Origin of the sequence: Streptomyces sp. NPDC127098 (assembly GCF_042722465.1) — a bacterium.
Taxonomy (GTDB): Bacteria; Actinomycetota; Actinomycetes; order Streptomycetales; family Streptomycetaceae; genus Streptomyces; species Streptomyces millisiae.
On record NZ_JBHXFJ010000062.1, the window covers coordinates 19,100 to 45,761 of the forward strand.

The following is a 26,662-nucleotide window of genomic DNA, read 5'->3' on the forward strand; positions in this document are numbered from 1 at the left end:
CCCGACACCCGGAGCACCCCTTCCCGTGAGCACCCGGCAGCGCCGACCAGCCAGGACCTACCGCCGACCCCGGAGGGATCCGGTCCGGATCCTCGCCTTCGACGCGCTGCGCGCCGTCGGCGAGCGCGGCGCCTACGCCAACCTGGTGCTCCCGCCGATGCTGACCAGGGCCAAGGAGGCCGGCGAGCTCGACGCCAGGGACGCCGCCCTGGCCACCGAGCTGGTCTACGGCACCCTGCGCCGCCAGGGCACCTACGACGCGGTGCTCGCCGCCTGCGTCGACCGGCCGCTGCGTGAGGTGGACCCGCCGGTCCTGGACGTGCTCTCGCTCGGTGCCCACCAGCTGCTCGGCACCCGGATCCCGAGCCACGCCGCGGTCAGCGCGAGCGTCGAGCTGGCCCGCTGCGTGCTCGGCGACGGCCGCGCCAAGTTCGTCAACGCGGTGCTGCGCCGGGTGGCCGCGCACGACCTCGACGGCTGGCTCGAGCGGGTCGCCCCGCCGTACGACGAGGACCCGGAGGAGCATCTGGCCCTGGCGTACGCCCACCCCCGCTGGGTGGTCTCGGCCCTGTGGGACGCGCTGGGCGGCGACCGGGCCGGCATCGAGCAGCTGCTGGCCGCCGACAACGAGCGCCCGGGGGTCACGCTGGTGGCCCGCCCCGGCCGGTCCACCGTGGAGGAGCTGCGGGCCGAGCCGGGCGCCGAGCCCGGCCGCTGGTCGCCGTACGCCGTGCGGCTGGTCGAGGGCGGCGAGCCGGGCGCGGTGGAGGCGGTCGGCGAGGGCCGGGCCGGCGTTCAGGACGAGGGCAGTCAGCTGGTCGCCCTGGCGCTGGCCAACGCGCCGCTGACCGGCCCCGACCGGCGCTGGCTGGACGGCTGCGCGGGGCCCGGCGGCAAGGCGGCGCTGCTCGGCGCCCTCGCGGCCGAGCGGGGCGCCGCGCTGGTCGCCGCCGAGCGGCAGCCGCACCGGGCCCGCCTGGTGGCCCGCGCGCTGGACGGCAACCCGGGCCCGCACCAGGTGGTGGTCGCGGACGGCACCCGCCCCGCCTGGCGTCCCGGCACCTTCGACCGGGTGCTGGTCGACGTGCCCTGCACCGGGCTCGGGGCGCTGCGCCGCCGCCCCGAGGCCCGCTGGCGCCGTCGCCCGGAGGACCTGGACGGGCTCGTCGCGCTCCAACGTGACCTGCTGCGCGGCGCGTTGACCGCCGTGCGGCCCGGCGGCGTGGTCGGCTACGCGACCTGCTCACCACATCTGGCCGAAACCCGCCTGGTCGTCGCCGACGTGCTCAAGTCCCTTGCCAGGGAGGGCGGTACGACGGTGGAGCGGATCGACGCGCGCCCGCTGCTGCCCGGCGTGCCCGAGCTCGGCGAGGGCCCCGACATCCAGCTCTGGCCGCACCGGCACGGCACCGACGCCATGTACCTGGCGCTGCTGCGCCGCACCTCGTAGGGGCCAGGTCGCCCGCCGGCCGACCGGCTGAGGGCGGCCGGCGGGCATGTTGAATACTGGGCCCCATGGCACAGATCAATCCGAGCATCCTGTCCGCTGACTTCGCCCGGCTGGCCGACGAGGCCAGGGCCGTCGAGGGCGCCGACTGGCTCCATGTCGACGTGATGGACAACCACTTCGTGCCCAACCTGACGCTCGGTGTGCCCGTCGTCGAGTCGCTGCGCAAGGCGACCGACATCCCGCTCGACTGCCACCTGATGATCGAGGACCCCGACCGCTGGGCCCCCGCCTACGTGGACGCGGGCGCCGGCTCGGTCACCTTCCACGTGGAGGCCGCGGCCGCGCCGGTCAGGCTCGCCAGGGAGATCAGGGCCAAGGGCGCGCGCGCCTCGATGGCGCTCAAGCCGGCCACCCCCATCGAGCCCTACGAGGACCTGCTGTCCGAGCTCGACATGGTGCTGGTCATGACCGTGGAGCCGGGCTTCGGCGGCCAGGCGTTCCTGGACGTCACGCTGCCCAAGATCCGCCGCACCAGGAAGCTGATCGAGCGCCACGGCCTGTCGCTCTGGCTCCAGGTGGACGGCGGCGTCTCCACCGCCACCATCGAGCGCTGCGCCGAGGCCGGGGCCGACGTCTTCGTCGCCGGTTCCGCCGTCTACGGCGCCGACGACCCGGCGGCCGCGGTGGCCGCGCTGCGCGAGCAGGCGGAGCGCGCCGGGCGCCCGGCTTCGCACACCACGTCCGGGTGAACTCCGGCCGTCCATCCGGTTCCCAGGGGTGCCGCCGACTCCGAGGGGCGATCGCGGGGTCCGTGGATCTGCGAGGATGAACCTCCAGAGGTGACCGGGGACGGGGACGGACATCAGGACAGTGAGGTGAGTGCGGTGCCGACCGGGAGGGCAGCCACAAGGATGGGGCCCGCCGAACTGATGCAGGCGGCGGCGATGGCACGCCGCTTCTATCTGGAGGGCAAGTCCAAGATCCAGATCGCCGACGAGTTCGGGGTCAGCCGCTTCAAGGTCGCTCGCGTGCTGGAGTCGGCCGTGGAGCACGACCTGGTGCGCATCGAGATCCGGGTTCCGGCCGAGCTGGACGCGGAGCGGTCGGACGCGCTGCGGGCCAGGTACGGGCTGCGGCACGTGGTGGTCGCCGAGTCGCCCTCCGACGACGCGGAGGACACGCCGGACCCGGAGCATCTGGGCGAGGTGGCCGCGGAGTTGCTCGGCGAGCTGGTGGCCGAGGGGGACGTGCTCGGGCTCGCGTGGGGGCGGTCGACGATCCACATGGCGCAGGCGCTGCGGGAGTTGCCGCCGTGCACGGTGGTGCAGCTGACCGGCGTCTACCACGCGGGCACGGCGGAGCGCGGCTCGGTGGAGGCGGTGCGGCGGGCGGCCGCGGTCTCGGGGGGCGACGCGCACCCGATCTACGCGCCGATGCTGCTGCCTGACTCGGCCACGGCGGCGGCGCTGCGCGGCCAGCCGGGGATCGCGGCGGCCTTCGAGTACTTCGACAAGGTGACGATCGCGGCGGTCTCCATCGGGTCCTGGGAGCCGGGGATCTCGACCGTTTACGACATGCTGGACAAGGAGGAGCGGGAGCACTACTCCTCGCTGGGGGTGGCGGCCGAGATGTCGGCGCACCTCTTCGCGGCCGACGGGCGCCGGGTCGGGCGGGACCTGGGGGAGCGGTGCATCACGGTGGAGGCCGAGCGGCTGCGCCGGATCCCCGAGGTGGTCGCCATCGCCGGCGGCCGTCGCAAGGCGGACGCCATCGGCGCGGTACTGCGCTCCGGACTGGTGACCAGCCTGGTCACGGACACCACCGCCGCCGACCGACTGCTGGCCCAGCCGCCGGGCGGGCGCCCGGCCCTGGAGCGGTCCGACCCCGACGAGCTCGGCTAGCCGGCGTGCGCCGGCCGGTTCGCCCGGGTCGGGTGGGCCGGCCGCTTCGTGCACGAGTGCGGTTCTCGGCCATAATGACGTAGGAGCCGCAGCTCCCCACCCGCATCGATCCACTCAGCAGCAGGTGAGAGAGCGAGCATGAAGTTCCTCAATGACGTGACGCCGTCGTACGACCTGACCTACGACGACGTCTTCATGGTTCCCAACCGTTCGGCGGTCGGCTCCCGGCAGGCGGTCGACCTGTCCACGCCCGACGGCACGGGCACCACCATCCCCCTCGTCGTCGCCAACATGACGGCCGTGGCCGGCCGCCGGATGGCGGAGACCGTGGCCCGGCGCGGCGGCCTCGTGGTCATCCCGCAGGACATCCCGCTGGACGTGGTCACCGACGTGATCGCCTGGGTCAAGCAGCGCCACCTGGTCCTCGACACGCCGATCGTGCTGGCCCCCACCCAGACCGTGGGCGACGCGCTCGCGCTGCTGCCCAAGCGGGCGCACGGCGCCGGCGTCGTGGTCAGCGCGGGCCGGCCGGTGGGGATCGTGACCGAGGCCGACCTGACGGGCGTCGACCGGTTCACCCAGCTGGGCGAGGTGATGTCGCGCGACCTGCTGGTGCTCGACGCCGGGATGGACCCGCAGGAGGCCTTCGACGTCCTGGACGGCGCGCACCGCAAGATCGCCCCCGCGGTCGGCGCCGACGGGCGCCTCGCCGGCATCCTCTCCCGCAAGGGCGCGCTGCGCGCCACGCTCTACACGCCCGCCACCGACGCCGCCGGCAGGCTGCGGGTGGCGGCCGCCGTCGGCATCAACGGGGACGTGGCCGGGCGGGCCGAGGCGCTGCTCGCGGCCGGCGTCGACACGCTGGTGGTGGACACCGCGCACGGCCACCAGGAGTCGATGGTCGCCACGCTGCGCGCCGTCCGGGCCCTGAAGCCGGCGGTGCCCGTGGTCGCGGGCAACGTGGTGTCGGCCGAGGGCACCCGGGACCTGATCGAGGCCGGCGCCGACATCGTCAAGGTGGGGGTCGGCCCCGGCGCCATGTGCACCACCCGGATGATGACGGGCGTGGGGCGGCCGCAGTTCTCGGCCGTGCTGGAGTGCGCGGCCGAGGCGGCCAGGCACGGCAAGCACGTGTGGGCCGACGGCGGGGTGCGGCATCCCCGGGACGTGGCGATGGCGCTGGCCGCCGGCGCCTCCAACGTGATGATCGGCTCCTGGTTCGCCGGCACCTACGAGTCGCCTGGCGACCTGCAGCAGGCGGCCGACGGCCGGCTGTACAAGGAGAGCTTCGGGATGGCCTCGGCCCGCGCCGTGCGCGGCCGCACCGCCGAGGACTCGGCCTACGACCGGGCGCGCAAGGGGCTCTTCGAGGAGGGGATCTCGACCTCCAGGATGTTCCTCGACCCGGCGCGTCCCGGCGTCGAGGATTTGATCGACTCGATCGTCGCGGGCGTCCGCTCGGCCTGCACCTACGCCGGGGCGGCCACGCTGACCGAGTTCACCGAGCGGGCCGTGGTGGGCGTGCAGAGCGCCGCCGGCTACGCGGAGGGCAAGCCGCTGCACGTCAGCTGGCAGTGACGCGGAGCTGGCCGAACTCGATCTGTCGCCCCCGGGGCACGGGTGCTGGGATGGGTCCATGAGCCAGCAGACGCGCGCGGGATACGGCGGCACGGGGCCGGGCCCCATCACTCCGGACGGCTGCGCCGTCGAGCACTGGCTGAGGCTGCGTCCCGGGCCGGAGCCCGGGATCATCGCCTCGGCCGTGCCCGCCGGCGCCAGCATCCTCGAACTCGGTTGCGGCGTCGGGCGGTTGACCCATCCGCTGATCGAGCGCGGATTCACCGTCACGGCCGTCGACGAGTCGCCCGAGATGCTGGCGCACGTGCGCGGCGCCCGTACCGTCCGCTCCTCGATCGAGGACCTCGAGCTGGGTGACGAGCGGTTCGACGTCGTGCTGCTCGCCTCGTTCCTGGTGCACAACGGCGACCCCGCGGTGCGCGCCGGCTTGCTGCGCGCCTGCCGGCGCCACGTCGCCGACGGGGGAGTGGTGCTGATCCAGCGCGAGGGGGCGGACTGGCACCTCCGGGTGCCCAGGGAGTCGCGTACCGAGCACGGCCTCACCCGGGTGGCGTCCGCGGAGCCGGTCGATGACAACACCTCCGCCATCCTCGTCGAATACGAGTACGACGACGCGCGGTGGACACAGCGGTTCCTCTCCTACCGCTACACCGAGGAGTCCTTCGAGGCCGCGCTGGCCGCCGCCGGCCTGGCCGTGGACACGGTGCTCACCGACGACGGCACCTGGGTGCGCGCCCGGCCGGTCCACTGAGGCGGTGGCCCGGGCGGTGGCGCCCGGAATTCCCCGACCGGTCAACTGACGTGCATGCGTCAGGTCTTGAGTAATGGCCTACCGGCCCGTAGCTTGATCTTCCGGAAACTCCCCCACCGTGCCGTCTGGTGACGGTTCGTCAGATTTCCGGAGGAACTGCATGCGTCGTCGTCGGTTCGCCACCGCCCTGTCCGCGGTCGGCCTCAGCCTGGCCGCCGTGTTCACCTCGGCCGCCCCCGCCACCGCGGCCCCGGCCGACAAGCCCCAGGTGCTCTCCAACTGGACCCAGACCAGCGCCAGCAGCTACAGCGCCTGGCTGTCCGCCCGCAACAACCAGTCGGCCTGGTCCTCCTACGGCTTCGACTGGAGCACGGACTACTGCTCGAGTTCGCCCGACAACCCCTTCGGCTTCCCGTTCGAGACCTCGTGTGCGCGGCACGACTTCGGCTACCGCAACTACAAGGCGCAGGGCACCTTCGACGCCAACAAGGCCCGGCTCGACTCCGCCTTCTACGCCGACCTCCAGCGGGTCTGCGACCGTTACTCGGGGGCCACCGCCGCCTCCTGTGACGGGCTGGCCTGGACGTACTACCAGGCCGTCCGCGCCTTCGGCTGAACCCGACGGGCCCCCGGCGACGTGCCGGGGGCCCGTTTTACGCGGATTTCCCCGCCCGGCCGCTCCGCTCGCCACGCGCCGTGGCGGGGTCGGTGGCCACCGGCTCCCGCGGCGCCCGCCCGCCCAGCACCCCGGCGCCCACCACCAGCACCGTGAGCGCGGCCGTCACCAGCGCGAACGAGGCCCGCAGCGAGGCGAGTTCGCCGATCATGCCGATCAGGGTGGGCGCGATCAGGCCGGTGGTGTAGGTGACCGTGGCCACGCCGGCGATGGCCTGACTCGGGTTGGGGCCGCTGCGTCCGGCGGCCGCGAAGGCCAACGGGATCACCACCGCTATCCCGATCCCGAGCAGCGCGAATCCCAGGATGCCCTGTGCCGGTACCCGCGCCGTCACCACGAGCACCCCGCCCGTCAGCGCCAGCAGTCCGCTGCCGCGGACCGTGCGGACCGGGCCCAGGCGCCGCACCGCCGCGTCCCCGGCGAGCCGGGCGACGGCCATGGTGCAGGCGAACGCCGTGTAGCTGGCGGCGGCCACCGCCTCCGAGGCGCCCGCGAGATCGCGCAGGTAGACGCCCGACCAGTCCATGCTGCCGCCCTCGGCGAGGATCGCGCACATGCCGACCGCGCCGATCAGCAGTGCGGAGCGCGGGGGCAGCGCGAACCGGGGCGGCGGTTCCTCCTCCGGCGTGGCCCTGACGTCCAGCAGGCCCCGGCAGACCGGCAGCGCCGCCAGGGTCAACGCCAGGGCCACCAGCGGGAGATGGGCCCGCGCGTCCACGCCGAGCCCGACCGCGCCGACGCCGACCGCGGAGCCGAGCAGCGCGCCCACCGACCACAGGCCGTGCAGTCCGGACATGATCGAGCGGCCGTGCTCGCGCTCCACGTCCACGCCCTGCGCGTTCATCGCCACGTCGGCCATGCCGGACGCGGCGCCGTAGACGAACAGCAGCCCGCACAGCGCCGGGAGGTTCGGCGCCAGCATGGGCAGGGCCAGCGCGGCGGTCCACAGCACGAGCAGCCAGCGCACGGCGGCGCGCGCGCCCAGCCGGTGCATCACGCCGCTGGCCAGCGGCATGGTCAGGGCCGCGCCGAGCGCGGGGAAGGCCAGGGCCAGGCCCAACTGCGCGGTGCTGAGGTCGAGTTGGTCCTTGAGCCAGGGGATGCGGGTCACGAAGCTGCCGCTGACCGCGCCGTGCAGCGCGAAGACGACGCTGACGGACCGGCGGGCCGTGCGGATCCGGTCCCGGTCGGTGACCAGGGGGTGTGACGTCGACATGGGCGTCCGCGTTCTCTCGTAGGTCCCGGAGGGGTGGCCGGGCCGGCGGGCCGGGCCGGGCAGTAAACTATCAGGAAGGTTACCTAATAAAAATATGGCAGGGAGCATCTCGCCCTCCACCGACTCTGCGAGGATTCCCGCATGACTGCCCGTACCGCGACGCCACGGACGGCCCGCGCCATCAACGACCGCATCGCCCTGGACCTGTTGGCCAGCGAGGGCCCCCTGACGGCGACCCGGCTGCGCGAGCTGACCGGCCTCTCCCGGCCCAGCGTCGCCGACCTGCTCGGCCGGCTGGGGCGGGACGGTCTGGTCACCGTGGTCGGCGAGGCAGGGGAGGAGCGGCGCGGCCCCAACGCCCGCCTCTACGGCCTGGTGGCCGAGCGCGCCCACGTCGCCGCGCTCGACGTCCGCACGGGCTCCGTCGCCCTCGCGCTGGCCGACCTCGCCGGCCGCACCCTCGCCGAGGAGCGGCTGCCGGCCACCGCGGGAACCGCCGACATGGTCGCCGCCACCCTCGCCGCGCTCGACCGGGCCCTCGCCCGTTCGGGCGTCGAGACCCTGCACACCGCCGTCATGGGCGCCCCCGGGCTCGTCGACCCGACCACCGGCGCCCTGCGCCCCACCGGCTCGCTGCCCTCCTGGCACACGGAGCTCCTCACCGCCCTGCGCGCCAGGCTAGAAGGCCCCGTCCTCCTGGAGAACGAGGTCAACCTGGCCGGCCTCGCGGAACACCGACACGGCGCCGTCACGGACCGCGACAGCTTCGTGCTGGTCTGGCTCGGCCACGGCGTCGGCGCCGCCGTGGTGCTCGACGGCACGCTGCGCCGCGGCGCCTCGGGCGGCGCCGGCGAACTCGGCTTCCTGCCCGTGCCCGGCACCGGCGGACTGCCCGCGGCCGAGGACTGCGACGGCGGCTTCCACGCGCTCGCGTCGAGCGGCGCGGTCTGCGCCCTGGCCGGGGCACACGGCCTGCCCGCCGACCCCGCGGGCGACGCGCCGGCGGCCGAGGCCGTGGTGCGCGCCGCCGCGACCCAACCCACGGGCGCCGCCGGCGCGTTCCTCACCGAGCTCGCCGACCGCGTCGCCGTGGCCATCGCCGGGGTGGCCGCCGTCCTCGACCCCGGCTGCGTGGTGCTCGGCGGTGAGATCGGGCGCGCCGGCGGGCCCGCGCTCGCCGAGCGCGTCGCCGACCGCCTGCGCGCCCTCTCCCCGCTGGACACCGACGTGCGCCCCGCCACCGTGGCCGGCAGCCCGGTCCTGGCCGGTGCCCTGGTCACCGCGTTGGACGCGGCCCGCCGCGACCTCTTCGGCCCCGACCTCGCGCGGTGACGCCCCCGGCCGGCCTGTGAGGCGTCCCACAGCCCGGCATGATCGACCGCCGACCGTGGCAGACTGGTGGGCGTACCAGCGACACAGCGCACTCCGGGGTCGGTGAAACTCCGAACCGGCGGTTATAGTCCGCGACCCGTCCGCCGCCAGCGGCCGGTTGACCAGGTGGAATTCCTGGACCGACGGTTAAAGTCCGGATGGGAGGCAGTGCGTGGCGGAAGCGGTGCGCGGCACACCCGTGGCCGCCGGTCCCGACCGACCGGCCATGGCCTGTCCTCGCCCCCGTGATCCGCGCTGACATCCCGCAGCCCCGGAGCCGTGCCCAAGAGGCAGGAGGATCCGGTGGCCGCCCCCGCAAGCGCGCGCGAGGCCCGTGAGGCCCAGGCGATGCGCCGCGCCATCGAGCTGGCCGCCCGCGGCCTCGGCAGCACAAGCCCCAACCCCGTCGTCGGCTGCGTCGTCCTCGACGCCGCCGGCCGCATTGTGGGTGAGGGCTGGCACCAGCGGGCCGGCGGCCCGCACGCCGAGGTCCACGCGCTGACCGCGGCCGGCCCCGCGGCGCGCGGCGGCACCGCCGTCGTCACCCTCGAACCCTGCGCCCACACCGGGCGCACCGGCCCCTGCGCCCAGGCCCTGATCGCGGCCGGCGTGGCGCGCGTCGTCTACGCCGTGGCCGACCCCAACCCGCGGGCCGCGGGCGGCGCCGCCGTGCTCGCCGCCGCCGGCGTCGAGGTCGCCGCCGGACCGCTCGCCGCCGAGGCGGCCGAGGTCAACGCGGCCTGGCTCACCGCTGTCCGGCACGGCCGCCCGCACGTCCACTGGAAGTACGCCGCCACCCTCGACGGCCGGGTCGCCGCGGCCGACGGCACCAGCCGGTGGATTACCTCGCCCGAGTCCCGCGCCGACGTGCACCGGCTGCGCGCCGAGTCCGACGCGGTGCTCGTCGGCTCGGGTACCGCCCGCGCCGACGACCCGCACCTCGCCGTCCGCGGCGTGCCGGGCGCCCGCCAGCCGCTGCGCGTCGTCCTGGACACCGAGGCGACCGCGGTCAAGCCGGGCGCCCGGGTGCTCGACGGTGCCGCCGCCACCCTGGTGGCCGTCGCCGATGACGCCCCCGCGGCCCACCTCGTCGGCCACGCCGAGGTGGTCAGGCTCCCGCGCGCCGCGCACGGCCCCGGCGTCGACCTGACCGCGCTGCTCGCCGTCCTCCACCGGCGCGGGATCCGCTCCGTGCTGCTGGAGGGCGGCCCCACCCTGGCCGGCGCCTTCGTCGCCGCCGGCCTCGTCGACCGCGTCACCGGCTACCTCGCCCCGGCCCTGCTCGGCGCCGGACCCCAGGCCCTGACCGGCGCGGGAATCACCACCATCGCGGACGCGTTGCGCCTTCGCGTCACCGGCGTCGACCGGATCGGCCCCGACCTGCGGATCAGCGCCGTTCCCGCCAACGCCCCCGTCCCCAAGGAGAGCTGAGTGTTCACCGGAATCGTCGAAGAGCAGGGCGAGGTCGTCGCGCTCGACCGCGCGGGCGACTCGGCGCGGCTGCGGCTGCGCTGCGCCGTCGTCACCGAGGGCACGGGACACGGCGGCTCCATCGCCGTCAACGGCGTCTGCCTCACCGTGATCGAGCTCGGCGAGGGCGAGTTCACCGCCGATGTGATGGCCGAGACCCTGGCCCGCTCCAACCTCGGCGGCCTCGCGCCCGGCGACCGCGTCAACCTGGAGCGCCCTATGGCGCTCGGCGACCGGCTCGGCGGACACCTCGTCCAGGGCCACGTCGACGGCACCGCCACCGTCCTGGAGCGCACGCCGGGCGACCACTGGGAGCTCGTCACCTTCACGCTGCCCGCCCCGCTCGCCCGCTACGTCGTCGACAAGGGCTCGATCACGGTCGACGGCGTCAGCCTCACCGTCGTCGAGGCCGGTGACGACCGCTTCTCCATCGGCCTGATCCCCACCACCCTCGACCTCACCACCCTGGGCGCCAAGCAGCCGGGCGACCAGGTCAACCTGGAGGTCGACATCGTCGGCAAGTACGTCGAACGCCTGCTGGGCCAGCGCGAGGTGACGCTCCGATGAGCAGCCTGGTCGACCAGCTCAACAGCACCGCCTTCACCGCCTTCGGCCAGCACGTCATCTGGTCCGACATGGTCGGCAACCTGGCCGGGCTCGCCGCCCTCGCCCTCGGCTGGCGGCGCTCCATCCTCACCTGGCCCGTCCAGCTCGTCTCCGGGCTCATCCTGATCGCCGCCTACGCCTCCGCCCAGCTCAGCGGGGGAGTGGGCAAGCAACTGCTGGTCATCGGCGTCGCCTTGTGGGGGTGGCGACAGTGGCAGCTCGGCCGGCACGGCACCGAGGAGGGGCGGATCACCGTCCGCTTCGCCTCCTGGACCGAACGCGGCGCCCTCCTCGCCGGCGCCGCCCTCGGCACCCTCGTGGTGGGCGGGGTGTTCAGCGCCTTCCCCGAGCTGTCCTGGAACCCCTGGCCGGACGCCTACATCTTCGTCGGCACCCTGGTCGCCATGGTCGCGCAGGCCCGCGGCCTGGTGGAGTTCTGGTTCGCCTGGCTGCTGGTCGACCTGGTCGGCGTCCCGCTGGCCTTCGACAGCGGCCTGCCCTTCTCCGGCCTGGTCTACGTCGTCTATCTCGTCCTCGTCCTGTGGGGCATGCGGGCCTGGTGGTTGAGCTCCCGCGAGTCCGGTGGCCGCAGGACCGTCCTGGAAGGAGCCCCCGCGTGACCGTCCCGGAGTCCCGAGCCGCCGCGCCCGTCCTCGACCCCGAGCTCGTGCTCGACCCCGTCGAGCGCGCCGTCGCCGACATCGCCCTGGGCCGGCCGGTGGTGGTCGTCGACCGCCCCGACCGGGAGAACGAGGGCGACCTGGTGGTCGCCGCCGAGCTGATCACCCCCGAGATCGTCGCCTTCATGATGAGCGAGTGCCGTGGGCTGATCTGCGCGCCCATGGAGCCCGAGGACCTGGACCGGCTCGAACTCGGCCAGATGGTCGAGAAGAACACCGAGTCGATGACCACCGCCTTCACGGTCTCAGTCGACGCCACCGCCGCGCACGGCGTCGGCACCGGCATCTCCGCCGCCGACCGCGCCACCACCATCCGGCTGCTCGCCGACCCTGCCGCGGCCCCCGCCGACCTGGCCCGCCCGGGACACGTCTTCCCGCTGCGCGCCCGCACCGGGGGCGTGCTGGTGCGCAACGGCCACACCGAGGCCGCCGTCGACCTCGCCCGGCTCGCCGGGCTGCGCCCGGCGGCCGCCATCTGCGAGATCGCCGGCGAGGACGGCACCATGCTGCGGCTGCCCGCGCTGCGCCGCTTCGCCCGCCGGCACGGCCTCGCGATCATCTCCATCGAGGACCTGGTCGCCTACCGGCGCGCCGCCGGCGAGGAGGCCCTCCCGACCGTGCGCCACGAGGCCGAGACCACCCTGCCCACCGCGCACGGCACCTTCCGCGCGCACGGCTACCGGTCCACGGCGGACGGCGTCGAGCACATCGCGCTGGTCGCCGGCGAGTTGGGCGACGGCGAGGACGTGCTGGTCAGGGTGCACTCCGAATGCCTGACCGGCGACGTGTTCGGCTCCCAGCGCTGCGACTGCGGCCCGCAGTTGCGCGCCTCCCTGGAGCGGGTCCAGGCCGAGGGCCGGGGCGTCGTCCTCTATCTGCGCGGCCACGAGGGCCGCGGCATCGGCCTGATGTCCAAGCTCCGCGCCTACCAGTTGCAGGAGCGCGGCCGGGACACCCTGGACGCCAACCTGGAGCTCGGGCTGCCGGCCGACGCCCGCGACTACGCCGCCGGCGCCCGCATCCTGGCCGACCTCGGCGTCCGCTCGCTGCGCCTGATGACCAACAACCCGGAGAAGGTCACCGCGCTCACCCGGCACGGCCTCGCCGTCACCGGCCGCGAGCCGATCCCGGTGCCTCCCGGCGAGCACAACCTGCGCTACCTGCGCACCAAGCGGGACCGGATGGGCCACGACCTGCCCTGGCTCGACCCGGGCGCCACCTCGGCCTGCGCCAACCAGTGATCCGACCGACCAGCACGACGCGATCGGCGAGAACGACGCGAACGACGAGAGGGAGAAGACAGTGAGCGGCAAGGGAGCCCCCGAGCTGACCGTGACCGGCGGCGCCGACCTGCGGGTCGCGGTGGTCGCCGCCCAGTGGCACCAGACCGTGATGGACGGGTTGCTCTCCGGCGCCCTGCGCGCGCTGAAGGACCTCGGCGTGCCGGAGCCCACCGTGGTGCGGGTGCCGGGCAGCTTCGAACTGCCCTTCGCCGCCGAGGCGCTGGCCGAGCGCGGCTACGACGCGGTCGTCGCGCTCGGCGTCGTCATCCGCGGCGGCACCCCCCACTTCGACTACGTCTGCCAGGGCGTCACCCAGGGCCTCACCCAGGTCAGCGTCGGCCACGCCATCCCCGTCGGCTTCGGCGTGCTGACCTGCGACACCGAGGAGCAGGCCGTGGACCGGGCCGGCCTGCCGGGGTCCGTCGAGGACAAGGGGCACGAGGCCGCCACCGCCGCTGTCGCGGCCGCCACCACCCTGCGTGCCGTTCCACGCCCCGCGCGTGGCTGACCAGGGGGCACGCCGTAGGGTAAGACCACCATGGCCAACAAGACATTCGACGAGCTCTTCGCCGAGCTCCAGCAGAAGGCCGCCACCGGCGACCCCAGCACCTCCCGCACCGCGGAACTGCTCGCCGACGGGGTGCACGCCATCGGCAAGAAGGTCGTCGAGGAGGCCGCCGAGGTGTGGATGGCCGCGGAACACGAGAGCGCGGACCGCACCGCAGAGGAGATCTCCCAGCTCCTCTACCACCTCCAGGTGTTGATGGTCGCCCGCGGCCTCTCGCTCTCCGACGTATACGCTCACCTCTGACGGGGGCGAGCCCCGCGCCCCGTCCACCCACCCGCGTCCCGTACTCCCGCACGAAGGAAGCCCGTCCATGTTGCGCATCGCCGTTCCCAACAAGGGGTCGCTCTCCGAGCCGGCGGCGGCCATGCTCCATGAGGCCGGCTACCGGCAGCGCAAGGACCGCCGCGAACTGGTCCTGATCGACGCGGACAACCAGGTCGAGTTCTTCTACCTGCGCCCCCGCGACATCGCCATCTACGTCGGATCCGGCCGCCTCGACATCGGCATCACGGGCCGCGACCTGCTGCTCGACTCGGGCGCCGAGGCCGAGGAGATCATGGAGCTCGGCTTCGCGGCCTCCACCCTCCGCTACGCCACCCGCCCCGGCACCGTCCGCGACGTCCGGGAGTTCGGCGGCCTCTCCATCGCCACCTCCTTCGCCGGCGTCGTCACCGCCCACCTCGCCGAGCACGGCGTGGACGCCTCGGTGGTCCACCTCGACGGGGCCGTCGAGACCGCGATCCAGCTGGGCGTCGCCGAGGTCATCGCCGATGTCGTGGAGACCGGGACCACGCTGCGCAACGCGGGGCTCGAGATCATCGGCGAGCCGATCCTCGAGTCGGAGGCCGTGGTCATCAGGCGCGCCGGCGAGGACGGCGAGGAGGAGGACCCCAAGGTCCGCCAGTTCCTGCGGCGCCTCCAGGGCGTGCTGGTGGCCCGCCGCTACGTGATGATGGACTACGACATCAGGGCCGAGCTCGTCGACAAGGCGGTGTCGCTCACCCCGGGCCTCGAGTCCCCGACCGTCTCCCCGCTGCACGACCAGGGGTGGGTCGCCGTCCGTTCCATGGTGCCGGTGCAGGACGCCCAGCGGATCATGGACGAGCTGTACGAGCTCGGCGCCCGCGCCATCCTCAGCACCGGCATCCACGCCGCCCGCCTCTGACCCGGGAGGGCAGGATGACCAGCGAGACCACCACGGGCCGGACGCAGCCGCCGCTGCCCGCCCTTCCGGTCACCTACCGGCCGGTGCTCACCAGGCTCGTGCTGCTGACCATCGGCTCGGTGGTGCTCGGCGTGCTGTCGCTCATCGCCGTGGTGCTGCCCGAGGGGCTCACGGCCACCGGCACGCTCAGCGACCGCCTCACGCTCGCCGGCTGCGGCGCCGCGGTGTTCGGGCTGACGGCCCTGCTCAGCCGCCCCAAGGTCACCGCCGACGCCGAGGGCCTCACCGTCGTCAACCTCACCACCAGGCGGCGGCTCGCCTGGGCCCAGGTGGTGCGGGTCACCCTCAGGCCGGGCGACCCGTGGGTCTCGCTCGACCTCGCCGACGGCACCGTGCTCGCCGTGATGGCCATCCAGCCCGGCGTCTCCAAGCAGCGCGCGCTGGCCGACGCCCGCGCGCTCCGCGCACTCGCCGAGGCGCACGGCACCGCGAGCGCCGAGGCCGACGGCCCCGCCGGCCGCTGAGGCGCTCCGAACCGCCGACCGTCGATCCGTCGAACCGCCTGTCAGTCCCGCGGGATGCCGCGGGACGACAGCACCTCGCCGTACGCCTGCATCAGGTCCGGGAGCCGCAGCGTGGCCAGCTCCTGCCGGGTCGGCGCCGCACCCGACTCCGACAGCCGGACGTCCCGGAAGGAGCAGGCCGACTCGTAGAGCGTGCGCAGGAAGCGGCCGTTGCCCAGCTCGTCGATCCACCCCTCGCTCACCACGTGCCGGGAGATGCTGCGCAGCTCGTCCAGCGCCTCCGGGTCCCACCCGTCCCCCTGCTCGGCGGCCAGCAGCTCGCCGATGGCCGTGAGCTCCTCGGGCGAGTAGCTGGGGAACTCGATCCGGGCGGCGAACCGCGAGCCGAGCCCTGGATTGGCCGCCAACAGCCGGTCCATACCGGCCGGATAGCCCGCGAGGATCACCACCAGGTGCTCCCTGCTGTCCTCCGCGCGCTTCAAGAGGACCTGCAGGGCCTCGTCGCCGTAGGCGTCCCCCTTGCTGTAACCGGTGTGGACCAGGCTGTACGCCTCGTCGATGAACAGCACCCCGCCGAGCGCCGAGTCGATCAGCCGGTTGGCCTTCACCGCCGTCTGCCCGAGGAACTCCCCGACGAGGTCGGCCCGTTGCGCCTCCACCAGCCGGTCGTGGCTGAGTAAGCCCAGCGCGTGGAAGACGCGGCCGAGGATCCTGGCCACCGTCGTCTTGCCGGTGCCGGACGGCCCCGAGAACACGAAGTGCCGCTTCGGGGGCTGCACCGGCAGGCCCTGCCCGGAGCGCAGCCGCGCCATCCGCAGCTGCGCCGACATCGCCCGCACCTGCTCCTTCACCGGCTCCAGACCCACCATCCGGTCGAGCTCGGCCAGCGTGCTGGCCAGCAGCGTCGGGTCCGGCGCCGGCGGCGCCCCGGCGGTGACCCCGCCCTGACCGGCGTGCGCGTGGCCCGCCGGGCCCGGCCAGGCGACGGACCCCGCCGGACGAGGCCCGCCGGTCGGCGCGGTGGGTGACGGAATCCGCCGGCCGAGCCCGCCCTCCTCCTGGAGCGCTTCCAGGGCGCCGCGCAGGCCGGCCGGCAGGGGGCCGGTGAGCACCTCGCCCGAGGCCCCCGTGAAGTGGGCCGCCTCCGGGTCCTCCACGCCGAGCGCGGTCAGCCGCACCGCGGTGTCCATGAACTCCGGGTCGGCCTCGTGCACCGCCCGGTACAGCGGTATGGCCGCCGCGCTGCGCCCGCTGCCCTCCCTGGCCCGCGCCAGCCAGTAGCGCAGCTCCTTGCGCTGCGGCTGCTCGCTGCGGCAGCGCATCAGCGCCGCCGCGAGCAGCGGTTCCGCCTGGTCGTACATCTCCAGCCTGACCCGCGCCATGCCCGCGAAGAGGCCGGCCTCGACACCCAGTTGGGGATCCTCGGTGAGGTTGGCCGTGTACCGGTAGAGCCCCTCCCAGTCCTTCGAGAGATAGCACCGGCAGGCGTGCAGGAACCGCGCGTGCGGATCGCTCTCCGGCGCCGGGCACTGGGCGAGCGCCCGGTCCAACTCGGCCAGCCGGCGGCCGTCGAGGAGGTGCGACGCGTGGGCGAGCAGCAGGTCCCGCTCGGTCTCGAGCACCGGCTGCACCCACCAGCCGAGCCAGTACCAGGAGCTCAACGGGCGCCCGTGGCGGGCGCGTTGCTCGCCGAAGCGGCTCCGGTTGCGGAACATCTGCCGCAGCGCGGCCGGCACGTCGGTGCGCAGCGCGTGCAGCCCGAGCCAGGCGTCGGCCATCCCCGGGTCCTCGCGGACCGCCGCCCTGAACTCCTCCTCGGCCTCGGGGTAGGCCGCCGCCGCGTAGGCGTCGACCCCCCGCAGCCAGGCCAGGTCCGCCCCGCTCGGCGGTCCCTGCGCGCCGCGTGTGCCAGCGTTCATGACGACCCCCACAACGGGTTACCGCTGCCTGCCCCCGGAGCCCGGAGGGCCTCACGCGCGGGCTTCATAGGTGTCACCCCTCGGTGTCATCAGGATATCCGCATGGGGCCTGGAGGGATCTTCGGCGAAGTGCCGCCGCTCCGCCGCGACCCATTCCCGCCAGAATCCGGCCTGTTCGGGACCGTCGCGGCGCCGCCCGCGCGCCCAGGCGGTCTCGGCTGACACCGCGAGCCAGACGAGGAACGCCAGGTGGGGCCGCAGCGCCCGCCGGCCCGCGCCCACCCCCTCCAGGAGCACCACGGGCGCCGGTGGGACGGACACCGTGCCGGCGAAGGCGCGGCGCTCCCAGTCGTAGGCCGGGTACTCGGCCGGCTCACCGCGCGTGAGCGGGTCGAGCACCCCGGTGGTCAGCCGGCCCGTCCAGTCGAAGAACGCGTCGTGGCTGGCGAGGTCGTCGAGGCGCACCACCGGCGCCCCGTCGAGCGCGGCGGAGAGCCGGCCGGCCAGGGTGCTCTTGCCGGAGCCGGCGTGCCCGTCGATCGCGACCAGCCGCACCGGGCCGCAGCTCGGCGGCAGGGCCCGCAGCCTGGCCGGCAGCCCGGCGAGCCCGTCGCGGGTGGGGGAGGCGGGGGAGAACATCACGAAGAGCCTAACGAAGCCCGGCCGGCCGGTCGGCGTCACAGGTCGACACCAATATTGTTTCCGCGCGTTCGCGGGGAATGGCTGGCCGTCACGTCCCGCAGCCGGGATAGTGGTGACCTGCCGCGCCTGAGTCGCTGCGTTCCGCACACGTTCGGAGACGACCCCGGGAGACAAGCACCGTGACCACCACGCCACGCCGAACCGTTCTCGCCGCCGCAGTCGCCGCGGCCGTCGGTACCACCGCCAGCCTCGCCACCGGCTCCGCGACCGCCACCACGCCCGCGGCCCCCGCCCGCGGCGGCCGCCGCGCCGACCCGGAGTCGGGGATCGAGTACCGGGGCTGGGTCTCGGCCGCCGACTGGGCCTCGGGCACCGCCCAGGGCGTCGGAGTGGTGACCACCGGGCGCGCCGGCGTGGTGCTCCGCCAGGCCCGCGGCACCGTCGACTACGCCGACCCGCACACCGGCACCACCAGGGCCTACGAGTACGCCACCTGGCTGTCGCCCACGCACCGCGCGGCCACCCCGGCCACCGAGCTCATCGCCTCGTGGAACGCGCGCACCCCGGCCGGCACCTTCATCCGCGTCGAGGTGCTCGCCACCTACTCGGACGGCACCACCAGCCCCTGGTACACCCTGGGCGTCTGGGCCTCGGGCGACGGCGACATCCGCCGCACCTCGGTCGACGACCAGGAGGACGGCAAGTCCACGGTCTGGACCGACACCCTCGCCATCGACGACGCGGCCAGCGGGCTGCGGCTCGTCTCCTACCGGCTGCGGCTGACCCTCTACCGGACGCCCGGCGGCGCGGCCCCGACCGTCTGGCGGGTGGGCGCCATGACCTCCGCGGTGCCCGACCGCTTCGAGGTCCCCGCCACCACCCCGGGCGTGGCCGCCGGCGTCGAGCTGACCGTGCCGAGCTACTCGCAGAACGTCCACATCGGCCGGTACCCGGAGTACGACAACGGCGGACAGGCCTGGTGCAGCCCCACCTCCTCGCAGATGATCATCGAGTCCTGGGGCCGCCGCCCCACGGCCGAGCAACTGGCCTGGGTGAACCCCGACTTCAGCGACCCGCAGGTCTGCCACGCGGCCCGCTTCACCTACGACTACCAGTACGGCGGCTGCGGCAACTGGCCGTTCAACGCCGCCTACGCGGCCACCTACCCGGACCTGCAGGGCGTGGTCACCAGGATCGCCACGCTCGACGGCGCCGAGCGGCTGATCGCGGCCGGCATCCCGGTGATAACGTCCCAGTCCTTCATCGCCAGCGACCTCGACGGTGTCGGCTACGGCACCTCGGGCCACCTGATGACGGTGGTCGGCTTCACCGCGGAGGGCGACGTCATCGCCAACGACCCCAACGCCGACGACAACGCCGGCGTGCGCCGGGTCTACCGGCGGCGGCAGTTCGAGAACGTGTGGCTGCGCACCAAGCGCTACGACGCCAACGGCGTCGTGCGGAGCGGCTCGGGCGGCGTCTGCTACCTCTACTTCCCGGCCACGCCCACGGCCGCCCAGCGGCGCGCGCTGGCCAGCGTGGGCGTCAGGTGACGGCCGACCGCGGGCGGCGGGCGCGGCTCCGGCTCGCCGCCCTCGGCGTGGCGGCCCTGACCCTGGTGCCGGGCGGGGCCGCGGCCACGCCCGGCGAGGGGGTGACCGCCGAGACGCTGGCCACCGGCACCTCGGCCGGGGCGCTGGACCTGCGCACCCGGGGGGCCACCGACGTCACCATGCGGGTGATCACCATCGAGCCGGGCGGCTCCACCGGTTGGCACTATCACCCGGGCGGGCTGCTGGCCGTCGTCGCCTCCGGCACGCTGACCCGCGTCGTCGACGGCTGCGCGGTGGAGGTCTCCACGGCCGGGGACGCCGTCCTCGAGCCCGCCGGGGCCGACCACGTGCACATCGGGCGCAACCTCGGGAGCGAGCCGGTCGTTCTCTACGCGACCTACCTCGTACCCGAGGGGAGCCCACTGGCGGTCGACGCCGAGGACCCGGGCTGCGAAGCCCCCTGACCACCGACCCTCTCACCGCCGTCCCCGACGCGGGCCGCCGAGACCCGGCGACACCTCCGCGTCACCTGCCGACCACTCGCAGGAGGAAGCGCGATGACGCTCGCCCAACCGCCCGTGGCGCCGGCGCCGGTGCCACGCCGGATGCCCGCCCCCGAGTCCCACGAGCTGCTCGGCCTCGTCAGGGACCTGATCCGACGGGAGATCAGGCCGGTGGCCGCCGAGGAGGAGGCGGCGGGGACCTTCCCCCGGGAGCTCTTCTCCCGGCTCTCCGCCACCGGGCTGCTGGCACTGCCCTACCCGGAGCGGTTCGGCGGCGGCGACCAGCCCTACGAGGTCTATCTCCAGGTGCTGGAGGAGCTCGGCGCGGCCCGGCTGACCGTGGGCCTCGGCGTCAGCGTGCACACCCTCGCCTGCCACGCGCTGGCCGCCTTCGGCACCGACGCGCAGCGCGCCTGGCACCTGCCGCAGATGCTGGGCGGCGGGCTGCTGGGCGCCTACTGCCTCTCCGAGCCGCAGTCCGGGTCCGACGCGGCCGGTCTGCGCACCCGCGCCCGTCGGGAGGGCGACGAGTGGGTGCTCTCCGGCACCAAGGCGTGGATCACCCACGGCGGGATCGCCGACTTCTACACCGTGCTGGCGCGCACCGGCGGCGAGGGACCGCGCGGCGTCACGGCCTTCCTGGTACCCGGCGGGGCCCGCGGGCTCACCGCCGAGGCTCCCGAGCGGAAGATGGGGATGGGCGGATCGCCCACCGCCCAGCTGCACTTCGACGAGGTGCGCGTCGCGGACGCGCGCCGCATCGGCGAGGAGGGGCAGGGCTTCGCCATCGCCATGGCGGCCCTGGACTCGGGGCGGCTCGGCATCGCCGCCTGCGCCGTGGGCGTGGCACAGGCGGCGTTGGACGAGGCGCTGGTCTTCACCACGGGGCGCCGCCAGTTCGGCCGGCCGGTCGCCGACTTCCAGGGGCTCCGCTTCATGCTGGCCGACATGGCCACCCAGATCGAGGCCGGCCGGGCTCTCTACCTGGCCGCGGCCCGCCTGCGGGACGCCGGCGAGCCGTTCGGCCAACAGGCCGCCATGGCCAAGCTGTTCTGCACGGACGTGGCCATGCGGGTCACGACCGACGCCGTGCAGCTGCTCGGTGGCTACGGCTACACGGCGGACTTCCCGGTCGAGCGCTATCTGCGCGAGGCCAAGGTGCTGCAGATCGTGGAGGGCACGAACCAGATCCAGCGGGCGGTCATCGCCCGCCATCTGGTCGGGCCCGAGCACCGCTGACTTCTCGTCAGGCGGCCCGCTCGAGCGGCGGCACGGCGGCCGGGCGGACACCGGGCCCCGCGGCGTGGGAGAACGGCTGGAGCCGCCAGTCGAGGCCCTCGGGGAGCGCCGCGTCGGCGGCGCTCTCGGGGAGGAGCGTCGTGAGTGGCAGGGGCGTCAGCCCGTCCTCGTCGGCGAGGCGCCCCGAGCCGGGGCAGATGGTCAGCCCGAACGGGTTCCACGGCGTCGGGCAGAGCGCGTGCTGCGGCAGCGGCTCGCCCAGACCCCCGAGGGCGATGGGCCGCGAGCAGTCGGGGCAGACGACGCGGTACAGCTCGACGTCCGCCGGATCCTCCCCGTAGTCCTGGTCGTCGTCCTCGAACTCCGGCGGTCCGCCGGCCGGTTCGGAACGGAGTGGCTTCACTGAGCGCATGTACATCCCCCTAGGACGGCGCAGTGGCGTTGGCCACAGCAAGCACTTCCCGCGCCGTTCGACGAATAATCGTGCAGGCGAACCGCAGGTGGGCGGCCCTTTGTGTCGTTCGTCACACAAGTGTTGTGGAAATGTGGCCCGTCGCGCGCCCCCTTTGGCACCCCGGGCGTCGCGCGTCTCCGGGCGGGCGCCGTTCCGGGTAGGTTACGGGACCGTGGAGGAACTTGACCGGCGCATCGTGGAACTGCTCGTCAAGGACGGGCGGATGAGCTACACCGACCTGGGCAAGGCCACCGGCCTTTCCACCTCGGCGGTCCACCAGCGGGTACGCCGCCTCGAACAGCGCGGCGTCATCCGCGGCTACGCGGCGATCGTCTCGCCCGAGGCCGTCGGCCTGCCGCTCACGGCCTTCATCTCGGTGAAGCCCTTCGACCCCAGCGCCCCCGACGACATCGCCGAGCGCCTCGCCGGCGTCGCCGAGATCGAGGCCTGTCACAGCGTGGCGGGCGACGAGAACTACATCCTCAAGGTCCGGGTGGCCGCCCCCGCCGACCTCGAACACCTGCTGGCCCGCATCCGCTCGCTGGCCGGCGTCTCGACCCGTACCACCGTCGTCCTCTCCACCCCCTACGAGGCGCGCCCGCCGCGGGTCTGAGCGGCCCCTCCCCGGCACCCCGGGCCAGCACGGGTGCCGGGGAGCCGGAAGACTAGGGGCATGACCGAAAGCACCGCCCCACACCGGCCGCCGCGCACCGTCCTGCTGCGCCGCGGCGAGGTCCACAGCCCGGCCGACCCCTTCGCCACGGCCATGGCCGTCCAGGGGGACCGCATCGCCTGGATCGGCTCGGAGAGCGCCGCCGACTCACTGGCCGCCACCGCCGACGAGATCGTGGACCTCGACGGGGCGCTGGTCACCCCCGCGTTCACCGACGCGCACACGCACGCCACCGCCACCGGCCTCGCCCTGACCGGACTCGACCTCGCCCCGGCCGCCGACCTGCCTGCCGCCCTCGCCCTCATCCGCGCCCACGCGGCGGCCGCCCCGCCCGGCGGCATGCTCCTCGGACACGGCTGGGACGCCACCCGCTGGCCCGAGCGCAGGACCCCCACCCGCGCCGAGCTCGACGAGGCCGCCGGCGGCCGTCCCCTCTACCTCAGCCGCGTCGACGTGCACTCCGCGCTCGTCACCACCGCGCTGCTCGACCGGGTACCGGGGATCACCACGCTGCGCGGCTACGCCCCCGAGGGGCCGCTCACCACCGACGCCCACCACGCCGCCCGGCGCGCCGCGCACGCCACCGTCACCGCCGAGCAGCGCACGGCCGCCCAGCGGGCCGCGCTGCGCCGCGCCGCGGCGCTCGGCATCGGCTCGCTGCACGAGTGCGGCGGCCCCGACATCTCCAGCGAGGACGACCTCACCGGGCTGCTCGCGCTGGCCGACGCCGAGCCTGGCCCGCGGGTCTTCGGCTACTGGGGCGCGCTGGTCACCGGCGTCAAGGAGGCCGAGGCGGTCCGCGAACTCGGCGCGGTGGGCGCCGGCGGCGACCTGTTCGTCGACGGCTCCCTCGGCTCGCACACCGCGCACCTGCACGCGCCCTACGCCGACGCCGACCACACCGGGGCCGAGCACCTGACCGTGGACGAGGTGGCGGCCCACGTCGCCGCCTGCACCGAGGCCGGCCTCCAGGCCGGCTTCCACGCCATCGGGGACGCGGCGATCGACGGGGTCGTGGCGGGCGTGCGGGCGGCGGCCGAGCGCGTCGGGCTCGACCGGGTGCGGGCGCTGCGGCACCGGGTCGAACACGCGGAGCTGATCACCGAGCAGGCCGTCGAGGACTTCGCCGAACTGGCCCTCACCGCCTCCGTGCAGCCCGCCTTCGACGCCGCCTGGGGCGGCCCGGACGGCATGTACGCGCGGCGGCTCGGTGCCGAGCGGGCGGCGGCCCTCAACCCGTTCGCCGCCCTGCTGCGGGCCGGTGTGCCGCTGGCCTTCGGCTCCGACGCGCCGGTCACCCCGCTCGATCCCTGGGGCACCCTGCGGGCCGCCGCCTTCCACCGCACCGAGCGGCACCGGATCTCGGTGCGCGCCGGCTTCGCCGCGCACACCAGGGGCGGCTGGCGCGCCGTCGGCCGCGACGACGCCGGCGTGCTGGCGCCGGGAGCCCCCGCCGACTACGCGATCTGGCGCACCGGTGAGCTGATCGTCCAGGCGCCGGACAGCCGGATCGTCCGCTGGTCGACCGACCCCCGCTCGGGCACTCCGGGGCTGCCCGACCTGACCCCCGGGTCGCCGCTGCCCGAGTGCCTGCGCACCGTGGTCGCCGGCCGCACGGTATACGACCGGCTGAACGAGTGATCCACCGGCCCCGGATACCGCCGAACGACGTGCGCTCCGCCTGTCGAACTCCCGCGCCCACTCCGCACTGACCTGGCCCTTTGAGGAAAACGCCGAGGTCAGAGGGCTGTTGACAGGCGGCGGTTGTCGAAGGGTAGGTTCGGCCGGGTCCACCACAGGACGTCCGGTCGGCGCTCCTCCGCGCAGTCGACGAACGCCGCTGGGCCAGAGGGCGGGGTGCCGGACCGGCGCTTCGCCAGCGGGAGCCAGGTCCAGCGGGTCCGCGGCACGGGGGCGGAAGGCTTCGTCCGTCCGGCTGGTGCGACCCGGGCGGGGCCCGGACGCTCAGTAGACAACGGCTTTCGGTCGACCCGCAGCCAGCGGGTCCCGGGTCGGACCGAAGGGCGCCGGGTCCCGATCCGCCGCTGTTCGCCCTTTCGGGGTACGGTCGTTCATCATCGCCCGCTCAGCAGAGAGGCCACGACCGTGCCATCGGGCCCAGACGCGACCACGGCCAGCGAGACCGAAGGCGGGGGACCCGAGGGCGCGGCCCCGGCGGCCGGCGAGGCACCGCGGTCCGGGGCGGGCGCGGCGGCCGCCCCCCGTCGCCCGGGCCGGCTGCGGAGGCTCGCGGGCGGGGCGCGCCGCCACTGGCGGGCCGGCGTGGCGGCCGCGGTGGCCGGACTCGGTCTTGCGCTCGCCTTCCCGCCGTTCGACCTGTGGCCGCTCTCGGTGCCGGCCGTCGCCGCGTTCTCCCTCCTCACCCACGGCCGCACCGGCCGCCAGGGCGCCTGGCTGGGGCTCGCCTTCGGCTGGCCGTTCTTCCTCCTGCTGCTGAGCTGGCTGCGGGTCATCGGCTGGGACGTCACGGTCGGGCTCGCCCTCGTCGAGTCGCTGTTCGTGGTGGCGCTCGGCGCCGGGCTCGCCCGCACCTCCCGACTGCGGGCGTGGCCGCTGTGGGCCGCCTGTCTTTGGGTGGCCCAGGAGTGGGCGAGGGATCGCGTCCCGTTCGGCGGCTTCCCGTGGGGCCGCCTCGCCTTCGCCAACACCGGCAGCCCGTTCACGCCGCTGGCCGCGCTCGGCGGCGCGCCCCTGGTCACCTTCGCCGTCGCGCTCAGCGGCGCCCTGCTGGCCTGGGCGGCGCTGCGGCTGCTCGCCGTCCGGCGCGCCTCCGAGGCCGCCGAGCGCGCCCCCGGGGCCCGGCTGCCGGCGCTCGGCGCGGTCGGCCTGGCGGCGTCGGTCGCCGTCGCCGGCTACGCGGTGCCCGTGCCCACCGGCGCCGACGACACCGTCTCCATCGCGGTCGTCCAGGGCAACGTGCAGCAGCCGGGCATGGACTTCCTCGGCCGCCCGATGTTGATCCTCAACAACCACGTGGCGGCCACCCTCGACCTGGCCACCGAGATCGACGCCGGCCGCGTCGAGCGGCCCGATCTCGTGATCTGGCCGGAAAACGCCTCCGACCTCGACCCGTTCCGGAACGACGAGGCCCGCGCCGCCATCGAGCGGGCGGTCCAGGCCGTGGACGTGCCAATCCTGGTGGGGGCGCTGGTCGAGCACCCCACCAGGGAGGGCTACGTCGAGAACCAGGGCATCGTCTGGGACCCGGAGACCGGCCCCGGCGCCTCCTACACCAAGCAGCACCCGGTGCCGTTCGGCGAGTACGTGCCCTTCCGCGAGCAGTTGAGCACCTTCATCACCCGCCTCGAACGGGTGCCGCGCGACTTCTACCCCGGGGACTCCACCGGCGTCCTCGACGTCGGGCCCGCCCGCCTCGGGGACGTCATCTGCTTCGAGGTCGCCTACGACGGGATCGTCAGGGACACCGTCAACGACGGCGCCCGGGCCCTGGTCGTGCAGACCAACAACGCCACATACGGCAACACCGGCCAGCCCGAACAGCAGCTGGCCATGTCCAGGCTGCGGGCCGTCGAGCACGGTCGGGCCGTCGTCACCGCCGCCACCAGCGGGATCAGCGCCGTCGTGGCCCCGGACGGCCGGGTCGAGCAGCGCACCGAGGAGTTCACCAGGGACGTGCTCACCGCCGTGCTGCCGCTGCGCGACGACCGCACCGTCGCGGACCGCGTCGGCGCGGCACCCGAGTGGGTGCTGGCCGGGCTCGGGCTCGTCGCCTGGGGTCTCGCCGCGCGGCTCCGGCCGGTGCGTTTCGGGAAGGCGCGCAGGCCAGGCACACTTGATCCATGACGACCGGCAGGCCGAATCCGTACGGCATCCAGGGAGCGACCAGCGTCCGCCCCGTTCGCAGGCGGCGGACGCGGCCGCTGCTGCCGCTCGGCGTGGCGGCCTGGGCGCTGCTCGAGATCTATCTGCTCACCCTGCTAGGCCGGCTGGCCGGCGGGCTCACCGTCTTCCTGGTCCTGGTGGCCGGCGTGCTGCTCGGCGCGCTGGTGATCAAGCGCGCCGGCAGCCGCGCGTGGCAGCGTCTCGTGGCCAGCATGCGCCCGGAGGGCGCCCCCACGGAGGACCGCGGGGGCAACGGCCTCGCGATGCTGGGCGGCCTGCTGCTGATGGTGCCGGGGCTCGCCTCGGACGTCGTCGGCCTGCTCTGCCTGTTCCCGCCCACGGCGGCGCTGCTGCGCAAGGGCGCGGGCCGCTACGTGCGCCGGCGCGGCGGGCCCTTCGGCGAGGCGTTCCAGGAGGCCAGGGCGGCCCAGGAGCGCATGCGGATGCGGCGGCCCGACGGCAAGGTGGTGCCGGGCGAGGTGGTGTCCGAGGAGGACGAGGAGGACAAGGGCCCGGCCGAGGGCCGCGAGCGGCGGGACGGCGGGGACGACTGACCGAATGCCGCGGCCCGCCCCT

The 26,662-nt window shown here is 74.8% G+C and carries 26 protein-coding genes and 1 riboswitch; of the genes, 22 read left to right on the forward strand and 4 right to left on the reverse strand.

Features of this window, described 5'->3' with window-relative positions; genetic code table 11:
• Nucleotides 1-25 precede the first annotated feature (25 nt).
• The 6 genes from ACFWI8_RS29085 (at nucleotide 26) to ACFWI8_RS29110 (ending at nucleotide 6,296) form a co-directional block, all read left to right on the forward strand.
• Nucleotides 26-1,450 carry an RsmB/NOP family class I SAM-dependent RNA methyltransferase gene (locus ACFWI8_RS29085; protein WP_387097539.1) on the forward strand — a complete coding sequence of 475 codons (1,425 nt, stop codon included), beginning with the start codon at nucleotides 26-28 and terminating at the stop codon, nucleotides 1,448-1,450.
• 65 nt (nucleotides 1,451-1,515) lie between these two features.
• Entirely contained in the window at nucleotides 1,516-2,199 is a 684-nt protein-coding gene (rpe, locus tag ACFWI8_RS29090; RefSeq protein WP_387097542.1) for a ribulose-phosphate 3-epimerase, read from the forward strand.
• A 162-nt stretch (nucleotides 2,200-2,361) separates the two neighbouring features.
• On the forward strand, nucleotides 2,362-3,351 hold the full coding sequence (locus ACFWI8_RS29095; protein WP_387097545.1) for a sugar-binding transcriptional regulator: 990 nt from the start codon (nucleotides 2,362-2,364) through the stop codon (nucleotides 3,349-3,351).
• Nucleotides 3,352-3,489: 138 nt separating this feature from the next.
• Nucleotides 3,490-4,929: a GuaB1 family IMP dehydrogenase-related protein gene (locus tag ACFWI8_RS29100; protein WP_387097547.1), complete on the forward strand. Its 1,440-nt coding sequence runs from the start codon at nucleotides 3,490-3,492 to the stop codon at nucleotides 4,927-4,929.
• Nucleotides 4,930-4,987: 58 nt separating this feature from the next.
• Complete coding sequence (locus tag ACFWI8_RS29105) at nucleotides 4,988-5,680, forward strand: class I SAM-dependent methyltransferase (protein WP_387097550.1); 693 nt, start codon at nucleotides 4,988-4,990, stop codon at nucleotides 5,678-5,680.
• A gap of 160 nt (nucleotides 5,681-5,840) precedes the next feature.
• Nucleotides 5,841-6,296 (forward strand): phospholipase, encoded by a 456-nt coding sequence (locus tag ACFWI8_RS29110; protein WP_387097554.1) that lies wholly within the window; start codon nucleotides 5,841-5,843, stop codon nucleotides 6,294-6,296.
• A 37-nt stretch (nucleotides 6,297-6,333) separates the two neighbouring features.
• Here ACFWI8_RS29110 and ACFWI8_RS29115 read toward each other — a convergent pair whose 3' ends face one another.
• Nucleotides 6,334-7,572 carry an MFS transporter gene (locus ACFWI8_RS29115; protein ID WP_387097557.1) on the reverse strand — a complete coding sequence of 413 codons (1,239 nt, stop codon included), beginning with the start codon at nucleotides 7,570-7,572 and terminating at the stop codon, nucleotides 6,334-6,336.
• 141 nt (nucleotides 7,573-7,713) lie between these two features.
• Here ACFWI8_RS29115 and ACFWI8_RS29120 point away from each other — a divergent pair, with 141 nt between their 5' ends.
• The 9 genes from ACFWI8_RS29120 to ACFWI8_RS29160 all read left to right on the forward strand — a co-directional run bounded on the left by ACFWI8_RS29120 (nucleotide 7,714) and on the right by ACFWI8_RS29160 (nucleotide 15,239).
• On the forward strand, nucleotides 7,714-8,904 hold the full coding sequence (locus tag ACFWI8_RS29120) for an ROK family transcriptional regulator (RefSeq protein WP_387097560.1): 1,191 nt from the start codon (nucleotides 7,714-7,716) through the stop codon (nucleotides 8,902-8,904).
• Nucleotides 8,905-8,988: 84 nt separating this feature from the next.
• Nucleotides 8,989-9,119: riboswitch (FMN riboswitch) on the forward strand.
• A gap of 172 nt (nucleotides 9,120-9,291) precedes the next feature.
• Entirely contained in the window at nucleotides 9,292-10,374 is a 1,083-nt protein-coding gene (gene ribD, locus ACFWI8_RS29125) for a bifunctional diaminohydroxyphosphoribosylaminopyrimidine deaminase/5-amino-6-(5-phosphoribosylamino)uracil reductase RibD (protein ID WP_387097604.1), read from the forward strand.
• Nucleotides 10,375-10,980 carry a riboflavin synthase gene (locus ACFWI8_RS29130; RefSeq protein WP_387097563.1) on the forward strand — a complete coding sequence of 202 codons (606 nt, stop codon included), beginning with the start codon at nucleotides 10,375-10,377 and terminating at the stop codon, nucleotides 10,978-10,980. It begins immediately after the preceding gene.
• Nucleotides 10,977-11,639 carry a nicotinamide riboside transporter PnuC gene (locus tag ACFWI8_RS29135; protein WP_387097566.1) on the forward strand — a complete coding sequence of 221 codons (663 nt, stop codon included), beginning with the start codon at nucleotides 10,977-10,979 and terminating at the stop codon, nucleotides 11,637-11,639. Before ACFWI8_RS29130 ends, ACFWI8_RS29135 begins: the two co-directional genes overlap by 4 nt.
• On the forward strand, nucleotides 11,636-12,940 hold the full coding sequence (locus ACFWI8_RS29140) for a bifunctional 3,4-dihydroxy-2-butanone-4-phosphate synthase/GTP cyclohydrolase II (RefSeq protein ID WP_387097569.1): 1,305 nt from the start codon (nucleotides 11,636-11,638) through the stop codon (nucleotides 12,938-12,940). Before ACFWI8_RS29135 ends, ACFWI8_RS29140 begins: the two co-directional genes overlap by 4 nt.
• A gap of 61 nt (nucleotides 12,941-13,001) precedes the next feature.
• A complete protein-coding gene (gene ribH / locus ACFWI8_RS29145) occupies nucleotides 13,002-13,490 on the forward strand; it encodes a 6,7-dimethyl-8-ribityllumazine synthase (protein WP_311594492.1) in 489 nt (162 codons plus the stop codon).
• 30 nt (nucleotides 13,491-13,520) lie between these two features.
• Nucleotides 13,521-13,793, forward strand: coding sequence for a phosphoribosyl-ATP diphosphatase (locus ACFWI8_RS29150; protein ID WP_311594493.1), 273 nt, complete (start codon nucleotides 13,521-13,523; stop codon nucleotides 13,791-13,793).
• Nucleotides 13,794-13,860: 67 nt separating this feature from the next.
• Entirely contained in the window at nucleotides 13,861-14,715 is an 855-nt protein-coding gene (gene hisG / locus ACFWI8_RS29155) for an ATP phosphoribosyltransferase (RefSeq protein WP_387097574.1), read from the forward strand.
• Nucleotides 14,716-14,729: 14 nt separating this feature from the next.
• A complete protein-coding gene (locus ACFWI8_RS29160) occupies nucleotides 14,730-15,239 on the forward strand; it encodes a PH domain-containing protein (protein WP_387097577.1) in 510 nt (169 codons plus the stop codon).
• Nucleotides 15,240-15,280: 41 nt separating this feature from the next.
• Here ACFWI8_RS29160 and ACFWI8_RS29165 read toward each other — a convergent pair whose 3' ends face one another.
• Both ACFWI8_RS29165 and ACFWI8_RS29170 read right to left on the reverse strand, forming a co-directional pair.
• Nucleotides 15,281-17,158, reverse strand: a complete 1,878-nt coding sequence (locus tag ACFWI8_RS29165) for an AAA family ATPase (protein ID WP_387097580.1) — start codon at nucleotides 17,156-17,158, stop codon at nucleotides 15,281-15,283.
• A 51-nt stretch (nucleotides 17,159-17,209) separates the two neighbouring features.
• Nucleotides 17,210-17,797: a uridine kinase gene (locus ACFWI8_RS29170; RefSeq protein ID WP_387097583.1), complete on the reverse strand. Its 588-nt coding sequence runs from the start codon at nucleotides 17,795-17,797 to the stop codon at nucleotides 17,210-17,212.
• 182 nt (nucleotides 17,798-17,979) lie between these two features.
• Between ACFWI8_RS29170 and ACFWI8_RS29175 the strand changes: the two genes are divergently transcribed.
• The 3 genes from ACFWI8_RS29175 (at nucleotide 17,980) to ACFWI8_RS29185 (ending at nucleotide 21,095) form a co-directional block, all read left to right on the forward strand.
• Entirely contained in the window at nucleotides 17,980-19,353 is a 1,374-nt protein-coding gene (locus tag ACFWI8_RS29175; RefSeq protein WP_387097586.1) for a peptidase C39 family protein, read from the forward strand.
• The gene (locus ACFWI8_RS29180; protein WP_387097589.1) at nucleotides 19,350-19,817 is read left to right on the forward strand and encodes a cupin domain-containing protein; all 468 of its coding nucleotides are present in this window, start codon (nucleotides 19,350-19,352) and stop codon (nucleotides 19,815-19,817) included. The genes ACFWI8_RS29175 and ACFWI8_RS29180 overlap by 4 nt, the downstream gene beginning before the upstream one ends.
• Before the next feature lie 141 nt (nucleotides 19,818-19,958).
• Nucleotides 19,959-21,095 (forward strand): acyl-CoA dehydrogenase family protein, encoded by a 1,137-nt coding sequence (locus ACFWI8_RS29185; RefSeq protein ID WP_387097607.1) that lies wholly within the window; start codon nucleotides 19,959-19,961, stop codon nucleotides 21,093-21,095.
• 7 nt (nucleotides 21,096-21,102) lie between these two features.
• Here ACFWI8_RS29185 and ACFWI8_RS29190 read toward each other — a convergent pair whose 3' ends face one another.
• Nucleotides 21,103-21,507 carry a hypothetical protein gene (locus tag ACFWI8_RS29190; protein WP_387097592.1) on the reverse strand — a complete coding sequence of 135 codons (405 nt, stop codon included), beginning with the start codon at nucleotides 21,505-21,507 and terminating at the stop codon, nucleotides 21,103-21,105.
• 214 nt (nucleotides 21,508-21,721) lie between these two features.
• Between ACFWI8_RS29190 and ACFWI8_RS29195 the strand changes: the two genes are divergently transcribed.
• The 4 genes from ACFWI8_RS29195 to fxsA all read left to right on the forward strand — a co-directional run bounded on the left by ACFWI8_RS29195 (nucleotide 21,722) and on the right by fxsA (nucleotide 26,640).
• Nucleotides 21,722-22,162, forward strand: coding sequence for an Lrp/AsnC family transcriptional regulator (locus tag ACFWI8_RS29195; RefSeq protein ID WP_311594502.1), 441 nt, complete (start codon nucleotides 21,722-21,724; stop codon nucleotides 22,160-22,162).
• Between the two features lie 60 nt (nucleotides 22,163-22,222).
• The gene (locus ACFWI8_RS29200; protein WP_387097595.1) at nucleotides 22,223-23,863 is read left to right on the forward strand and encodes an amidohydrolase; all 1,641 of its coding nucleotides are present in this window, start codon (nucleotides 22,223-22,225) and stop codon (nucleotides 23,861-23,863) included.
• A 465-nt stretch (nucleotides 23,864-24,328) separates the two neighbouring features.
• On the forward strand, nucleotides 24,329-26,047 hold the full coding sequence (lnt, locus tag ACFWI8_RS29205) for an apolipoprotein N-acyltransferase (RefSeq protein ID WP_387097598.1): 1,719 nt from the start codon (nucleotides 24,329-24,331) through the stop codon (nucleotides 26,045-26,047).
• Nucleotides 26,044-26,640 carry an FxsA family membrane protein gene (gene fxsA / locus ACFWI8_RS29210; RefSeq protein WP_387097601.1) on the forward strand — a complete coding sequence of 199 codons (597 nt, stop codon included), beginning with the start codon at nucleotides 26,044-26,046 and terminating at the stop codon, nucleotides 26,638-26,640. Before lnt ends, fxsA begins: the two co-directional genes overlap by 4 nt.
• Nucleotides 26,641-26,662 lie beyond the last annotated feature (22 nt).

Coding starts and splice junctions, on each gene's coding strand:
- rpe (WP_387097542.1), top strand. CDS start 1,516: ATGGCACAGATCAATCCGAGCATCCTGTCCGCTGACTTCGCCCGGCTG.
- ACFWI8_RS29095 (WP_387097545.1), top strand. CDS start 2,362: ATGGGGCCCGCCGAACTGATGCAGGCGGCGGCGATGGCACGCCGCTTC.
- ACFWI8_RS29100 (WP_387097547.1), top strand. CDS start 3,490: ATGAAGTTCCTCAATGACGTGACGCCGTCGTACGACCTGACCTACGAC.
- ACFWI8_RS29105 (WP_387097550.1), top strand. CDS start 4,988: ATGAGCCAGCAGACGCGCGCGGGATACGGCGGCACGGGGCCGGGCCCC.
- ACFWI8_RS29110 (WP_387097554.1), top strand. CDS start 5,841: ATGCGTCGTCGTCGGTTCGCCACCGCCCTGTCCGCGGTCGGCCTCAGC.
- ACFWI8_RS29115 (WP_387097557.1), bottom strand. CDS start 7,572: ATGTCGACGTCACACCCCCTGGTCACCGACCGGGACCGGATCCGCACG.
- ACFWI8_RS29120 (WP_387097560.1), top strand. CDS start 7,714: ATGACTGCCCGTACCGCGACGCCACGGACGGCCCGCGCCATCAACGAC.
- ribD (WP_387097604.1), top strand. CDS start 9,292: ATGCGCCGCGCCATCGAGCTGGCCGCCCGCGGCCTCGGCAGCACAAGC.
- ACFWI8_RS29135 (WP_387097566.1), top strand. CDS start 10,977: ATGAGCAGCCTGGTCGACCAGCTCAACAGCACCGCCTTCACCGCCTTC.
- ACFWI8_RS29150 (WP_311594493.1), top strand. CDS start 13,521: ATGGCCAACAAGACATTCGACGAGCTCTTCGCCGAGCTCCAGCAGAAG.
- hisG (WP_387097574.1), top strand. CDS start 13,861: ATGTTGCGCATCGCCGTTCCCAACAAGGGGTCGCTCTCCGAGCCGGCG.
- ACFWI8_RS29160 (WP_387097577.1), top strand. CDS start 14,730: ATGACCAGCGAGACCACCACGGGCCGGACGCAGCCGCCGCTGCCCGCC.
- ACFWI8_RS29165 (WP_387097580.1), bottom strand. CDS start 17,158: ATGAACGCTGGCACACGCGGCGCGCAGGGACCGCCGAGCGGGGCGGAC.
- ACFWI8_RS29170 (WP_387097583.1), bottom strand. CDS start 17,797: ATGTTCTCCCCCGCCTCCCCCACCCGCGACGGGCTCGCCGGGCTGCCG.
- ACFWI8_RS29185 (WP_387097607.1), top strand. CDS start 19,959: ATGCCCGCCCCCGAGTCCCACGAGCTGCTCGGCCTCGTCAGGGACCTG.
- ACFWI8_RS29190 (WP_387097592.1), bottom strand. CDS start 21,507: ATGCGCTCAGTGAAGCCACTCCGTTCCGAACCGGCCGGCGGACCGCCG.
- ACFWI8_RS29200 (WP_387097595.1), top strand. CDS start 22,223: ATGACCGAAAGCACCGCCCCACACCGGCCGCCGCGCACCGTCCTGCTG.
- fxsA (WP_387097601.1), top strand. CDS start 26,044: ATGACGACCGGCAGGCCGAATCCGTACGGCATCCAGGGAGCGACCAGC.